Here is a 14,583-nt window from a genome sequence, read left to right as displayed (position 1 = left end):
AATCCGCGTGGTGGGAGCCTCCAGGGAAGGCCGCGGCGCCGCGGGTGACCTGGTCTCGGTGGGTTTGGCCGCCTCGGATGCCGCGCCGCCCGGCTGGCGGTCCATCGGCCCGCGATCAGCCGGCCGGGGCCTGTTCGGTGCCGCCTGCCGGGGCTGCGGGGGCCGCCGGGTCTCAGCCTGGCGATTCTCCGTGCGCGAAGGTTCCGCACGGGGCGTCGCCGACAGCCCCGGCGCTGTCCGAGCGGGGCCGGCGGCAGGGCTGGATGCGGGACTCGGCGCGGCCGGTCGCCCGGGTGCCGCCTGCCGGGAGGAAGCCGCGGCTGGGTCCGGGCGGGCACCCGCGCCGTTTGAGTCCTTCGCGGCGTCCGCGTCGGCACGGCCCGGTGCGGGCCGCGGGGTCTGCTGGCGCTCCGGTCCGGACCGCGATGGCCCGTTGTCACCCTGGCCGGTCGACACCGCCGCGGCCGTCGTGCCGGCCGGTGCCTCGGTCCGTTGAGACACCACCCGCCGCTGAGCCACTGGCAGCATCCGTTCCGGTGCGGGCCGTTCCGGTGCGGGCCGGGCCGGCGCGGGCCGGGCCGGCGCGGGACTCACCGGTCGAGGACTCGCCTGCGCCGGGCGCGCCACCGGCGGCTGGCCGCCGGAGCCCCGTTCGGAGGGGGACACAGCAGCGCCGGCGGGGGCGCCAGACGAAGGGGCAGCAAATGAAGGGGCAGCGGCCGGCGGGGAGCGGTGCGCCCCGGACTGCCCACGCGGCTGCACTGTGCCTGTCCGGCGCGGGGCGGGTGCCTCGGTCCGCGGATCCGGCCGATCGGCGGACGGGCCGGACGGAGCCGCCGGGCGCTCCGTACCGGGCTGGGCCTCAGCCGGCGAAGATCCCTGCCCCTCGGCGGCATCGTCGCCGCGGTCTGTTTCACGAGGCCGCCGCGCCGGCTGTTCGGTCATGACACGCTCCCGGGTCGGTTGGGCCGGGTCGGGGTCCGGCGAATGGCCCAGGGAGCTGAAGCCCCCGGGAACCAGGCCATCGCCTCGCGGGTCCCCAGGACCTCCGCCCGCTGGAACAGCGGCGTTCACACCAATGGCGCACACTGCCACGACCGTGGGACAGTCCTGCCATCCGTTCGCCTGACCACCCAGTAAACCTGATCAGCCACATCCGCCGGCCGGGACGCACAGCGCGCGGATGCCCAGCCCAGCCCCGGGCCGCATCATCGTGGCGCGGGCACTACGGGCTGATCCGTCCTCTCGCGGCTCGGCCGCGGCCCGCGAGCCAGGGGTCCCCAGGTTTGCGCGGAGCGGACGCACCAGCCCCTCCCCCTTGCAGACCACCATCAGGTGATCTACAAACCCCCCACAACGACCAGCTCAGGAGACGGGCCTCCCCAGATCGTGCCGAAGGCACTCGCTGGGGCGGGGCTATACCTCTTCGCCGATGCGGTGCACCCGGATGGTGTTGGTCATCCCGGCCACCCCCGGCGGTGTCCCCGCGACCACGACAACCAGTTCACCCGGCCGGCAACGCTCCAGGTGCAGCAACGCGCTGTCGACCTGCCGAACCATCTCGTCCGTGCTGTGCGCGAACGGCACCAGGAAGGTCTCGACGCCCCACAGCAGAGCCAGCTGGCTGCGGACCGCCGGCACCGGGGTGAAGGCCAGCAACGGGATGGGACTGCGATACCGGGCGAGCCGCCGCGCGGTGTCCCCGCTCTGGGTGAACGCGACGAGGTAACGGGCCCCCATAGCGCCGCCGACGTTCGCCGCGGCTTCGGCCAGGGCGCCGCCGACCGTCCGTGGACGGGTCCGCAGGGGCGGGATCCGAGAAAGATCCACCTCTACCGTCTCGATGATCCGAGCCATCGTGGACACCGCCTCGATGGGGTAGTCACCGACGCTGGTCTCCGCCGACAGCATGATCGCGTCAGCGCCGTCCAGGACCGCGTTGGCGCAGTCGCTGGCCTCGGCACGGGTGGGCCGGGGGGCGTGGACCATTGACTCCAGCACCTGGGTGGCCACGATCACGGGCTTCGCGCGCTCGCGCGCCCATGACACAGCACGTTTCTGGACCAGCGGCACGACCTGCAGGGGCATTTCCACGCCCAGGTCGCCACGCGCGATCATCAGACCGTCGAAGGCTTCGACGATCTCCTCAAGCTGATCGACAGCCTGCGGTTTCTCGATCTTGGCAAGGACGGGGATACGCACACCGGCCTCGTCCATCACCGTCCGCACCTTCTCGATGTCGGCGGCCGACCGGACAAAGGACAAAGCGATCATGTCAGCGGGCAGGCTGAGCCCGAAACGGAGGTCCTCGGTGTCCTTGTCGGTCAACGCGGGCACGCCGAGGGCCGCGCCCGGAATGTTCATACCCTTGTGATCACTGACTGGCCCACCGATGGCAACCGTCGTATGGACGTCGGCGCCGATCACGTCTGTGACATCGAGCACCAGCCGGCCGTCGTCGACGAGGATGCGGTCCCCCTTGGAGACATCGGCGGTCAGCCCCGAGAACGTTGTTCCCACGCGGTTCTGGTCACCGACGACGTCATCGGTGGTGATCGTGAAGTGCTGGCCGGGCAGCAGGGTGACCTGCCCGGAGCCGAACTTCCCCAGCCTGATCTTCGGCCCCTGAAGATCGACCAGGATGCCGACGCTGCGCCCGACGGCGTCAGCGGCGGCGCGGATGCGCAGGTAGGTCTCGACATGTTGATCATGGGAGCCATGCGAGAGGTTGAGACGGGCAATATCCATCCCGGCTTCGACCAGCGCCCGGATCATGTCGGGAGAGCTGGTGGCCGGACCGAGTGTGCACACAATTTTCGCGCGACGAGACACGGGATAAGCCTAGGAAATGATGCGGGGGCCCTGGACACCGCCCCCGCTATCGACTGAACGACACCCGGAACGTTTTTCGTCTACAGGAAAAAGGACCCGGCTACGCCATCGGCTGCGTTATGTGGCGACTAGGCGTACGGTCAACGTGTCCGCACTGCTGCGGAGCGCGTGGACACGAACCGGATCAGGGCGTCGGCACCGGAGCCGAGAGCTCACCGGTGAGCTCCCCAGCGGCTGCGTAGGCGGGCAGGTCCAGATAACTACCCAGGTCACGGTGGGCAGGCAGATGAGTGAAAACCCGGCGATCCACCGCCATCCGTCCGGCGATGTCGACATTTCCCTCCCGCATGACGAGCCCGATGCGGCGTCGGCGAGTGGCGATGACGCCGCTGACCAGACTCCCACCGACAGTGGCAAAGGACGCCCGGCGTAGTCGTGCCCGTCCCCGGCACCCCGGGGATGTGACGCCGTCCGGCCCGCGGCAACAGCCCGGACGGCCCGCGTGAAATGGCCCGGCCGGTCCGCGGTGAATCCGGGCACACATATACGGAAAACGTCGCCTGGCACGTCGGGCGGGCCACCGGGCGACCAGGCCTGAGAAGAACACGGCCGGTCGGTCACCGTACTAGCTGACAGCCGTGGCCACGGCTTCGGGCTCGTCGCGATCGCGCGGGGCCCGGCCCTCGGCCACCAGCACCGGCGGAACCGGACGCTGGCCTTCGAACTGGGTGCGGTACAGCTCCGCGTACAAGCCGCCGCTGGCCAGCAACTGGGAGTGCCGCCCGCTTTCGGCCACCCGGCCGTCCTCGATCACCAGGATCCGGTCGGCATCGCGGACCGTTGACAGGCGATGCGCGATCACCAGCGCTGTCCGGCCGGCCAGGGCGGTGGCCAGCGCCCGCTGGACCGCCGCTTCGGACTCACTGTCCAGGTGCGCGGTGGCCTCGTCGAGAACCACGATCGAAGGCTCCTTGAGCAGCAGCCGGGCGATGGCCAGGCGCTGCTTCTCACCGCCGGAGAGGCGGTAGCCACGGTCACCGACAACCGTGTCGAGGCCGTCGGGCAGCGCCCGCACGACGGAGGAGATCGCGGCCGCCTCCATCGCCGACCACATCTGCTCCTCGCTCGCCTCCGGACGGGCGTAGGCGAGATTCGCCCGGATCGTGTCGTGGAACAGATGCGCGTCCTGGGTGACAACGCCCACGGCGTCGCGCAGTGATCGCAGGGTGACGTCGCGGACGTCATGGCCGCCGACGCGCACCGTGCCGGAACGCGCGTCATACATCCGCGGCACCAGCTGGCTGATCGTCGTCTTGCCGGCGCCGGACGGGCCTACCAGCGCCACCAGCTCACCGGGGGCCACCCGGAACGAGACGTTGTGCAGGACGGGCTCGGGCACCCGTCCGTCGAGCACCGCCACCGACTCCAGCGATGCCAGTGAGACCTCGTCCGCGGCCGGGTAACCGAAGTCGACGTTGTCGAACTCGATCGTCGCGGACCCGCGCGGCAGGTCGACCGCGTCCGGCCGGTCGGCGATGGCCGGCGTCAGGTCGAGGATCTCGAACACCCGCTCGAAGGAGACCAGCGCGGTCATCACGTCCACGTTGACGTTCGACAGCTGGGTCAGCGGCCCGTAGAGGCGGGAGAGGTACGACGTCAGCGCGACGACCGTGCCCACCTCGAGCGCGCCCTCGGCCGCGAAGCGTCCGCCGACCCCGTAGACGATCGCGGTTGCCAGCGCCCCGACCATGGTCAGCGAGACGAAGAAGATCCGGCCGTACATGGCCTGGGTCACCCCGATGTCGCGGACGCGGGCGGCCTTGGCGACAAAGCCGTGGTTCTCCGTTGACGGGCGGCCGTAAAGCTTGACGAGCATCGCCCCCGACACGTTGAACCGTTCGGTCATCGTCGTGTTCATCTCGGCGTTGAGCCCGTAGCCCTCCCGGGTGAGCGTGGCGAGTTTCGGGCCGAGCAGCCGCGCCGGGATGATGAACACCGGCAGCAGGACCAACGACACGACGGTGATCTGCCACGACAGCGCGACCATCGCGGCAAGCACGAAACCGACGGATACGACGTTGGACAGGACGGCGGACAGTGTCCCGGTGAAGGCCGACTGCGCGCCCAGGACGTCGTTGTTCAACCGGGAGATCAGCGCGCCGGTCTGGGTGCGGGTGAAGAAGGCCAGCGGCTGGCGCTGGATATGATCAAAGACCCGTGACCGCATGTCGAAGATGAGGCCTTCGCCGATGCGGGCGGAAAACCAGCGCTGTGCCAGCGCCAGCAGCGCGCTGATGACGGCGATCATCCCGACCAGTGCCGCGAGTGCCTCCACAACACCCACCCGGCCGGGGATGATGCCATCATCAATGATCGATTTGAAGATGAGCGGCGTAGTGGCGCCCAGCGCCGCGTCAATTATGATCAACACGAGGAAACCGGCCAGCATCCGCCGGTACGGGCGTGCGAACTCCACGATCCGGCGCAGAGTACCTGGCCGAAGTTTCTGATGCACGATCGAACGATCACGTTGGAAAGCCCGTGCGCTGATGGGCGGCCCGCCCTCCGCAAATCTCATCAGTCCACCCCAGGAATCGATGCCGCTGCTTGTGTAACACTGTAAGCAGGCCTCACCAGCGGATCATTCCCGCGCTCTCAGCCCGGGGACATCTCATCCCGCTGACGCGGCCTCCCGCGCGGTGCGGAGCCAGGCATCGCGTTCGGCCCGCAACTGATCCGTCCGGGTGCGCTCACGGCTGTGCAGCAGCAGCGCCTTGATCTCAACGGCCAGCCCGCGGGGTGCCGCCAGCAGCCCGGTCACGAGCTCCTCCACCGTGTCATCCCGATCGCCTGGGGCCGCCAGCCGCTCCGCGAGCCCCAGTTCATACGCTTGCCTCCCGGACAACATGCGTCCCGTCACGCAGAGATCAAGCGCCCGGCTGTAACCAATCAGATCAACCAACGTGTGGGACACGCCCAGCGCCGGGACAAGACCCTGGTGGATTCCGGTCATGGCCAGATATGCGTCCTCACAGAAAACCCGCAGATCGCAGGCGAGCGCCAGGTGAAGCGCGTCCACGGCGTACCCGCTGACGACAGCGACGCTGAACAGGTCGGGCCGGGACAACCAGCACTGGGCGGCCGGCCGGCTGCCCACACCAGCCACACCGACGCCCGCCATACCCGCCATACCGGGCCGCTCCACGCCGTCAGCGGCGGCTGAATCGACTCGGCCATGATCGGGGCACGGTAAACCACCGATGATCCGCAGAAGCACAAGCCGGATGTTCCCGGCTAGACATCTCCCGATATCCGCCAGCGCTCCCGCGGTGGACGCGGCACGCGCCCATCCGGCGTCGTGATCCTGGCGATCAATGGTTACGGTCGCCCGTGAACCGTCGATCGCCAGGGTCACCCCGGCCGCCGCCAGATCGACGGCGGCCGGTCGCGACATGATCAGACGCTCTTCTTCTTACTGCCTCGGGTTGCGCCGCCTCGGCCTCTCAGAGTCGTTCCGGACTCCGAGAGGATCCGATGAACGAACCCGTACGAACGACCCGACGACTCAGCGAGGAGGCGGATACTCTGGCCCGCCTCATACTTCTTCCGAAGCTCTGATGCAAGCTTGTCGCGCTCCGCGCCGGTGATCCGGGTTCCTTTCCTAAGCTCGGCCAATGTGGCCCCCTCCGTGATAGATGATCTGCGAACCGATCTTCACTCAGTCGCGGTGAACGCGCCACTCGAAGCGCATGTGATCCATCACACTGATCCTCTTCGCGCGCCCGAGCAACCCCCCGGATAGGCCCAGCTTTTCCCTTCCTCCCGCCACCGGAACACCAACGCCCGGCCACGGGAGCACAGCTGTTCCGCCCACCCGGCAAGAGAAACAGCGCGTCCGCCGACGCCAGTGAAGACCAGCGTCCCTCATCGCCCTGGCTGGCCGAACAGGGACTTCAGCGCGCCGCAACGGACATCGTCGAATCCGCGCCAGGAACATCGTGCACCATCCGGACCCAGCGGCGTCGACCTGGCTACGGTGCACATGTGGTCATTGCGCCGGGCGTGCGGTCGTGAGAACGTCTTTGCGGACCTCGATTCGATCAGGCGGCCAGGATCCAGGCGGCAGCCGGCAAGCCGGCGGAGAACCCGGTGCGGGCAGCGCCGGGCTCGGGGAAATCGCGGTGTGGATCGGTGCGGTAATCGCCTGTCTGGGCCTGACCGCACTGCTGCGCAGCGGCGGGAGCGATACCGTGCCGCTGCCGAAGACGCTTGTCGGCATGCCGTTCACGGTGGAGCGACGCGCGCATATTTCGCTGGCCTCCCTCCTCGCTCCGGCCGTCATGACCGTGGTCATCGTCGCGGTATGGCAGGATCTTCACATCCGGATCCGGTGGGGTCCGCTGCTGGCCGTCGGATACGCGGCATCGGTGGCGTGGACCCTGGCATTGGCCTTGGTGAGCGGCTGTGGCGGCCTGGCCGCCCCGCTGGGCGACGAGCGGGGCTACCTGTCGGACATGGCCGCCGTGGGCGCGGATCCGCTGGGGTTCCTGCGGACGTACGCCCAGCACGCCGCCGCCTACGGTTACGACACCCGCACCCATCCCCCCGGCCTGACGCTGTTGCTGTGGGCGCTGACGCGGCTGGGGATGCGGGCGCCGAGCGCGCTCGGCGCCATGCTGACGCTCGTGGGCGCGGCCACCGTCCCGCTGGTCACGATCGCGGTCCGGTCGCTGTGCCATGAACGGACCGCCCGGCGGTTCGTCCCGGTGCTGGTGCTGGCGCCGTGGGCGGTATGGCTCCCGGCCGCGGACGCGCTGGCAGCGACACTCGCCGCCGCATTCGTCACGCTCGGGGTCATCGGCTCCGAGCCAGGGCGGCGGCTGTGGTGGGCGGCAGCATGTGGGCTGGGCATCGGCGTGGCGACGCTGTGCGGCTACGGGATCCCCTGGCTGGGTGTCGCGGTTGTGGCCGTCTACTTCGTCCGTCGGCGACCGCTCCTCAACGTGATCACCGGCGCGTGCGTTCTGCTGCCGCTGTCCGTGGCCGCGCTGCTGGGGTTCTCCTGGCCGGACGGGCTGGCTGTCGCGCGTGACCAGGTGGCCCAGGCCGCCGCGCACATCCCCGGCACCGGCTCGGGTGTGCCAGCGTGGGTCGCGCGCGTTCCTCCCAGCCTCACGGTTGTGCTGGTCGCCTGCGGGCCAACGATCATCCGGGCGGCGCGGCGCGTCCGGCTCACCCCTGGATGGCCCTTTCTCGCCGGTGCCGTCCCCGCGATCGGGTGCGGGATGCTGACCGGCCTGGCCGCGGTCGATCCCGAGCGGTCCTGGCTGCCGTTCTACTGCTGGCTGCTGGTGCCCGCGCTGGCGCCTGACCCACGCCCGGACCGTCCAGGCGACATGACCCAGGCAGGAGCCCTTCCGCTGGGCCTGACCAGCGTCGGAGCCCTCAGCGCGATTGTCGCCCGCGCCTTCCTGCCCGGGACGCTGTGACAGCCGGCGCCGGCCAACTGGCCTAACCGGCCATCTGCCCCGACCGAGCGCCTGCCCCAAGCGGGTGTGCCGACCAGCCGGCGCGCCCGGCGGCGTCAGCGGCCAGCCGACGGGCGGTTCATCGCTCGCACGGGCGGTTCATCGGCCTCCCGGGCGATGTCCGGTTCCAGGTAGACCCTGCGCGCGATCGGTACAGCCGCCCGCAGCCGCGCCTCAGCGCTGTCGATCGCGTACGCGACAGCCGGCAGGGTAAGCGTGACATCCATTCCGATCTTGGCTGCCACGAGCAGTTCGTCCGGGCCGAGGTGCAGCGTGCGCAGGTGGATGACCCGGGTGATGTGCGGCGATTCCGCGAGAGCGCCGCGGATGGCGGCGACCATCGCCGGGGTGGCCGCCTCCCCGACCAGCATCGCCTGGGTCTCGACCGCCACGATCACGGCCACCGCCAGCAGCAGGATGCCGATCGCGAGCGTGCCCACGGCATCCCAGACCGGGTCGCCGGTCACGATGGTGAGACCGATGCCGGCAAGCGCGAACACGAGGCCCACCAGCGCGGCAAGATCTTCCATCAGCACCACCGGCAGCTCCGGGGCACGCGCGGCGTGGATGAACTCCCACCAGGAGGCGGCTCCTTTGACGTGCCGGGCCTCGGCGACCGCGGTCCGCAGGGAGAATCCCTCCAGCGCGGTCGCGACCAGCAGGATGACGATCGCCACCAGCGCGCTGTCGAGCTCATGGGGATGGCGCAGCTTCGCCACCCCCTCATGGACCGAGAACAGCCCGCCGACGCTGAACAACACGATCGCGACGAGGAAGCCGGCGATGTAACGCGAGCGGCCGTAGCCAAAGGGGTGTTCCTCATCAGCTGGCCGGGCCGCGTGCCGCTGGCCCGCGAGCAGCAGGACCTGGTTGCCCGAGTCCGCGACCGAGTGGATGGACTCGGCCAGCATCGACGACGACCGGGTGATGAGGAAGCCAACGAACTTCGCCGCCGCGATCCCCAGATTGGCCGACAGCGCGGCCAGAACCGCCTTCGTGCCGCCTTCCGCGCTCACACGACCATCCCTTGCTCGGCGCTCCCCCACCGGTTGTGGCACGGCCGGCGGATACACCGGCGCCCGCTCCGGTCAGGCAAGCGTGATCAGTTCGACAAGATCCTCGGACCAGGAATCCTCGACCCCGTCCGGCAGCATGAGCACCTTGTCCGGGGCCAGCGCCTCCACCGCGCCCGGATCATGGGTGACCAACACGACCGCTCCGCGGAACGTGGCGAGGGCCGCGAGGACCTCGTCCCGCGACGCCGGGTCAAGGTTGTTGGTGGGCTCGTCCAGCAGCAGCACGTTCGCGGCGCTGCACACCAGGCCGGCCAGCGCCAGCCTGGTCTTCTCCCCGCCCGACAACGTGCCGGCCGGCTGGGCCACGCTGTCGCCGCTGAACAGGAAGGCGCCGAGGATGCGGCGCAGCTCCACGTCGGAGGTACTCGGCGCGGTAGCACGCATGTTGTCAAGCACCGACTGGTTGATGTCCAGGGTCTCGTGCTCCTGGGCGTAGTAGCCCAGCCGAAGCCCATGACCGTGGTGGACCTCGCCCGTGTCCGGGGACTCGACACCGGCGAGCATCCGCAGCAGGGTCGTCTTGCCAGCACCGTTGAGGCCGAGGATGACGACCCGCGCGGCACGGTCGATGGCCAGGTCGACTCCGGTGAAGACCTCCAGCGACCCATAGGACTTCGACAGGCCGGTGGCGGTCAGCGGGGTCCGTCCGCACGGAGCCGGATCGGGGAACCGCAGCTTGGCGACCCGGTCCGCGACCCGCACCTCGGCGAGCCCGGCGGCAAGCCGGTCGGCCCGGCGGTCCATCTGGTGGGCCGCGCGGGCCTTGGTGGCCTTCGCCCGCATCTTGTCGGCCTGGGCCTTCAAGGCATCGATCTTCTTCTCGGCGTTGGCCCGCTCCCGCCGCCGACGGCGCTCGTCAAGCTCCCGCTGGGCCAGGTAGGTCTTCCAGTTGACGTTGTAGACATCCAGCGCGGCGCGGGTGGCGTCGAGGTAGAAAACCTTGTTGACGCAGCGGTCCAGCAGATCGACATCGTGGCTGACCACCACGAGCCCGCTGCTGTGGGAGCGCAGGAACTCACGCAGCCAGATGATCGAGTCGGCGTCGAGGTGGTTGGTGGGCTCGTCGAGCAGCAAGGTGGCGTCGCTGTCACCGGCGCCGGCGAACAGGATGCGAGCCAGCTCGACCCGACGGCGCTGGCCACCGGACAGCGTCTCCAGCTGCTGGCCGAGCACCCTGTCCGCGAGCCCCAGCGCGGAGCAGATCCGGGCCGCATCGGCCTCGGCCGCATATCCGCCGAGGGTGCCGAAACGCTCCTCAAGACGGCCGTAGCGACGGATCGCCACGTCCCGCGCGGCATCGTCGACCAGCTCCGCCATTTCCACCTGGAGTTTTTCCATCTCCCGCACGATCACATCGAGGCCGCGGGCGGACAGGACACGGTCACGGGCGCTGTCCGCCGGGTCGCCGGCCCGGGGCTCCTGGGGGAGATAACCGAGGTCACCTCGGAGGTCGACCTTTCCGGCGAACGGCAGCGTCTCGCGGGCCAACGTCCTGAGCAGCGTCGTCTTACCCGCGCCGTTGCGGCCGACAAGCCCGATCCGGTCACCCGGCTGGATACGGAACGACACCGCCTCGATAAGAGTCCGGGCGCCAGCGCGCAACTCCAGGTCGGACGCGATGATCATGGATGTACGTGGCCTTCCTGGGACGTCAGCGAACGAAGGGCCTGTCTGGTCGAACTTCGATCGCGTGCCTCGGCACCCGGCCTGCGCCCACGAACTTCACCACCGAGCCCATAGTCACAGAGTACGGTCACCCGGCTCGCCCGTACCTGGGTGCACCGGGCGCAGCCGGTGGGAACCACGTTCGTCACCTTCGTCGCCGTCGTGCCCGGCGGGCGGCGCGCAGGCGACGTCCGGAGGGAGCCACCGCGCTCGAGCGCGGTGTGGCAGCCCCGCCGCCATCACCGCGGCGGCCCCGCCACCAGCGCCAGCGCACCCGCCCGGCCGGGCTGAGCACCTGGCGTGGGCTGAGCAGTGGGCTGAGTAACCGACATGAGAGGCTGGCGTCCGGGCGGTCCGGGGGCCGCCGATCCCGACTTCATCCCAAGGGGGGACGTTCACACCATGTCGACGCTGCTGGTGACCGGGGCCGCTGGCTTCATCGGGTCAAACTTCATCCGATACTGGCGCGAGCACCACGCTGGCGACCAGCTGGTCGCCCTGGACTCGTTGACCTACGCGGGCTGCCGGGAGAACCTCACCGACGTGCTGGACGCGATCACCTTCGTGCACGGCGACATCCGCGACCGCGAGCTGATCGAATCGCTGCTGCGGGAGCACCGCGTCGACATTGTGATCAACTTCGCCGCTGAGTCGCACAACAGCCTGGCGATCATCCGCCCGGGTGACTTCTTCTCCACCAACGTCATCGGCACCCAGACGCTGCTGGAGGCCGCCCGCACGGTCGGCGTGGGGCGCTTCCACCAGATCTCGACGTGCGAGGTCTACGGCGACATGGACCTCGACGACCCGGGCGCCTTCACCGAGGACTCCCCCTATCTGCCCCGCACGCCGTACAACGCGGCCAAGGCCGGCGGCGACCACGCGGTACGCGCCTACGGCCTGACCTACGACCTGCCCGTGACCATCACGAACTGCTCGAACAACTACGGGCCGTACCAGTTCCCGGAGAAGGTCATCCCGCTGTTCGTCACCCGGGCGTTGCAGGGTGAGAACCTGCCGCTGTACGCCTCGGTGCGCAACCGCCGGGAGTGGCTGCACGTCGCCGACCACTGCCGGGCGATCGACGCGGTGCTCGAGCGGGGCCGGGTCGGCGAGACCTACCATGTCGGCAGCGGCGTCGAGGCCGACATCGAGACCATCGCCGACACCATCCTCCGTGAGCTCGGGCTGCCCGCGTCGCTGAAGACGATCGTGCCGGACCGGCCGTCGCACGACCGGCGTTACCTGCTTGACTCATCCAAGCTGCGGACCGAGCTCGGCTGGGCACCCGAGATCGGCTTCGCCGACGGGATGCGGGAGACCGTCGCCTGGTACCGCGACAACGAGTCGTGGTGGCGTCCGCTCATCGGCCGCTCCCCTGTCTCGGAGACCGCCTGGCGCTGACCCCCGCCGGGTGTGATCCCGCCCGGCGCTGGCCCATGCTCTGCCGGTCAGGACCCGCCCGGTGGGCCCGGCGTGGAACCGCCCGGCGGGTCTGACGGGTCCGGCGTCGGCGGCTGGCCCCGGACCCGCCGCGGCGTTCGCGACGCCCACGGGCGGGGGCGAGCACGGGCAAGTAGACCGCGCAGGCTCCGGCGGTTACGGAAGACCGTCCAGGACAGCATCAGAGCGGTCAGCGTGACAAAGCTGAGAACGGTGTCGTGGGAGATCGCGGTGGCGAGATCGACCGCCTGGTCGCCCACGGCGTAGCCCAGACTGACGATCACTCCGGTACGCAGGGTCGTACCAATGGCGTCGCCGATCAGGAACCGGACCAGCGACATGCCGTGCCAGCCGGTGGCCGCATAGATCAGTTGATTCGGGACGGGCAGCCAGGGCGCGAGCACCAGCGCGCCGAATCCCCACCGTCGCGCCATCCGGTCGACACGGCTGGCGAACTCGACGCTCCGGGGATGCCCACGGGTGACGATGTCGACCGCCGGCCGCCCGTACCGGCGTCCCGCCCACCAGCCGAACACATCCAGCGGCACCCACCCGACCGTCGGCGCTGTGAGGGCTGCGACGAGGCCGGCCCTGCCGGCCCGAGCGAACGCGCCCGCGGCGACCATGGCTGGAGACGTGGCACCGAGCAGCTCGAGCAGGACAGGGTGGGTGCCGATAAGCCGTGGGATCAGCAGCACGCTGACCGACGCCCAGATGGTCTGCGCCGCGAGGCCGCCGACACAGACGGCGTCCACCGGCCGTATCCGCGTCCACCACCGGCGCCTGGCTGTACCCGTCGGCTCGTCCGGCTCGTCCGGCTCGTCCGGTATCGGTTCATCCGGCGTTGCGCCCGTCACGGCGTTGTGCGCGCTCTGCGCCATGGCGGTCGTGAGCGGAACCCCGGCGTCACCCACCCCTCTATCGTCGGCTGACCAGGCACGACACGCCCGGGAACCCCATGATTCGAACACCCGGCCACCGGGTCACTGCGAGCCAACGGACGATTCTTCGCTCATCGTCGTAAATCAGTCACTCATCGGCTTTTGCTTCACAGCAAATGTGCCGTCCGAATCCGAGGAGGAGTGGCACCATGACAGCTGTGGCGGTGAACCGTGACCCGATGGCGCAGGAGCCGCAGGACAGGCCGCTCGGTCAGCCGCTGGACATCACCGGCCTCGTCGAGTGGCCGCTGCCGGTCGGCCGGGTCGACTTCGACGAAGGTCTGGCCTACCTCCATGCCGTCGACCCCGGCGGCTACACCACCGACCACCTCGACCAGGCGCCCGACGACCGGCGGCGCTGGGAACTCCTCGACGGCGTCGTCGTCGTGAGCCCAGCCCCCGGCTACGACCACCAACGAGTTGTGCTCCGGCTCGGCTCCATCCTCCTTGCGGCCGAGCAGGGTCTGAAACGGACTCTGGTCGCACCGTTCGACGTGCCCGTGTCGCTGAAGAAGAGGTTTCAACCCGACGTTCTCGTACTGCCTGACAAGGATGCGCGCCTGCCGGTTCTGGCCGTCGAGGTCCTGTCCAGGTACGGCCGGCGGTATGACCGGGAAACGTAGCGCGCAAGCCCCGCCGTTCAGGGCGGGGTTAGCGCATCGGGGCTGGCCGCCGCTGCCCTTCGATGTACTCGCGCAACACCGAAATGGGCACTCCGCCAGCTGAGGCAGCGAAGTAGGACGGGGACCAGAAATGCCCGCGCATCGAGGCCCGGTTCACCCGGCCGGTGAACTCGGCGCGCAGCATCCGCGCGGACACACCCTTGAGGCTGTTCACGAGCGTGGACACGGCGATTTTGGGCGGATATTCGACCAGCAGGTGTACGTGGTCGTCCTCCCCGTTGAACTCGACGAGGCGGGCGCTGAAGTCGGCGCACACGTCGCGCATGGTCTGCTCGCAGGTGTTGAGCATCGCCGCGTCGAACACCCCACGCCGGTACTTCGTCACGAAGACCAAGTGAATGTGAAGCGCGGAAACCACGTGTCTACCGCGCCGATAGTCATCGGAGATGTCCATAGACCAAGTATGTTTGGTGGT

Annotated in this window: 13 protein-coding genes; 4 read left to right on the top strand and 9 right to left on the bottom strand. The window is 69.6% G+C overall.

What is annotated here, in order from left to right:
* The first annotated feature begins 7 nt into the window (after positions 1-7).
* On the top strand, positions 8-496 hold the full coding sequence (locus tag MJ797_RS10910; RefSeq protein WP_239334254.1) for a hypothetical protein: 489 nt from the start codon (positions 8-10) through the stop codon (positions 494-496).
* Between the two features lie 920 nt (positions 497-1,416).
* Here MJ797_RS10910 and pyk read toward each other — a convergent pair.
* The 5 genes from pyk to MJ797_RS10880 all read right to left on the bottom strand — a co-directional run bounded on the left by pyk (position 1,417) and on the right by MJ797_RS10880 (position 6,507).
* Complete coding sequence (pyk, locus tag MJ797_RS10900; protein ID WP_239334204.1) at positions 1,417-2,832, bottom strand: pyruvate kinase; 1,416 nt, start codon at positions 2,830-2,832, stop codon at positions 1,417-1,419.
* Between the two features lie 184 nt (positions 2,833-3,016).
* The gene (locus MJ797_RS10895) at positions 3,017-3,181 is read right to left on the bottom strand and encodes a hypothetical protein (protein ID WP_239334203.1); all 165 of its coding nucleotides are present in this window, start codon (positions 3,179-3,181) and stop codon (positions 3,017-3,019) included.
* Positions 3,182-3,457: 276 nt separating this feature from the next.
* Positions 3,458-5,410, bottom strand: a complete 1,953-nt coding sequence (locus tag MJ797_RS10890; RefSeq protein ID WP_239334202.1) for an ABC transporter ATP-binding protein — start codon at positions 5,408-5,410, stop codon at positions 3,458-3,460.
* A 93-nt stretch (positions 5,411-5,503) separates the two neighbouring features.
* Positions 5,504-6,286 (bottom strand): enoyl-CoA hydratase-related protein, encoded by a 783-nt coding sequence (locus tag MJ797_RS10885; RefSeq protein ID WP_239334201.1) that lies wholly within the window; start codon positions 6,284-6,286, stop codon positions 5,504-5,506.
* 2 nt (positions 6,287-6,288) lie between these two features.
* Positions 6,289-6,507, bottom strand: a complete 219-nt coding sequence (locus MJ797_RS10880; RefSeq protein WP_131766260.1) for a helix-turn-helix domain-containing protein — start codon at positions 6,505-6,507, stop codon at positions 6,289-6,291.
* Positions 6,508-6,902: 395 nt separating this feature from the next.
* Here MJ797_RS10880 and MJ797_RS10875 point away from each other — a divergent pair, with 395 nt between their 5' ends.
* Positions 6,903-8,321: a hypothetical protein gene (locus MJ797_RS10875; protein WP_239334200.1), complete on the top strand. Its 1,419-nt coding sequence runs from the start codon at positions 6,903-6,905 to the stop codon at positions 8,319-8,321.
* Between the two features lie 95 nt (positions 8,322-8,416).
* On the opposite strand, the gene MJ797_RS10870 is transcribed toward MJ797_RS10875, so the two are convergent.
* Together MJ797_RS10870 and MJ797_RS10865 are read right to left on the bottom strand one after the other, a co-directional pair.
* Positions 8,417-9,376 carry a cation diffusion facilitator family transporter gene (locus MJ797_RS10870; RefSeq protein ID WP_239334199.1) on the bottom strand — a complete coding sequence of 320 codons (960 nt, stop codon included), beginning with the start codon at positions 9,374-9,376 and terminating at the stop codon, positions 8,417-8,419.
* A gap of 72 nt (positions 9,377-9,448) precedes the next feature.
* On the bottom strand, positions 9,449-11,062 hold the full coding sequence (locus MJ797_RS10865; RefSeq protein WP_239334198.1) for an ABC-F family ATP-binding cassette domain-containing protein: 1,614 nt from the start codon (positions 11,060-11,062) through the stop codon (positions 9,449-9,451).
* Positions 11,063-11,503: 441 nt separating this feature from the next.
* On the opposite strand from MJ797_RS10865, the gene rfbB reads away from it, so the two are divergent.
* A complete protein-coding gene (rfbB, locus tag MJ797_RS10860; RefSeq protein ID WP_239334197.1) occupies positions 11,504-12,505 on the top strand; it encodes a dTDP-glucose 4,6-dehydratase in 1,002 nt (333 codons plus the stop codon).
* A gap of 47 nt (positions 12,506-12,552) precedes the next feature.
* Here rfbB and MJ797_RS10855 read toward each other — a convergent pair whose 3' ends face one another.
* On the bottom strand, positions 12,553-13,458 hold the full coding sequence (locus MJ797_RS10855) for a DedA family protein (RefSeq protein WP_239334196.1): 906 nt from the start codon (positions 13,456-13,458) through the stop codon (positions 12,553-12,555).
* Positions 13,459-13,634: 176 nt separating this feature from the next.
* Between MJ797_RS10855 and MJ797_RS10850 the strand changes: the two genes are divergently transcribed.
* Positions 13,635-14,108, top strand: a complete 474-nt coding sequence (locus MJ797_RS10850) for a Uma2 family endonuclease (RefSeq protein ID WP_239334195.1) — start codon at positions 13,635-13,637, stop codon at positions 14,106-14,108.
* 28 nt (positions 14,109-14,136) lie between these two features.
* Here the strand turns inward: MJ797_RS10850 and tnpA are convergent, their stop codons facing one another.
* On the bottom strand, positions 14,137-14,562 hold the full coding sequence (gene tnpA, locus MJ797_RS10845; protein WP_239334250.1) for an IS200/IS605 family transposase: 426 nt from the start codon (positions 14,560-14,562) through the stop codon (positions 14,137-14,139).
* Positions 14,563-14,583 lie beyond the last annotated feature (21 nt).

Origin of the sequence: Protofrankia sp. CiP3, from assembly GCF_917627345.1 — a bacterium.
Lineage (GTDB): Bacteria > Actinomycetota > Actinomycetes > Frankiales > Frankiaceae > Protofrankia.
The sequence above is the reverse complement of the archived record's forward strand: the minus strand, read 5'-3'. Positions and strand labels throughout refer to the sequence as shown.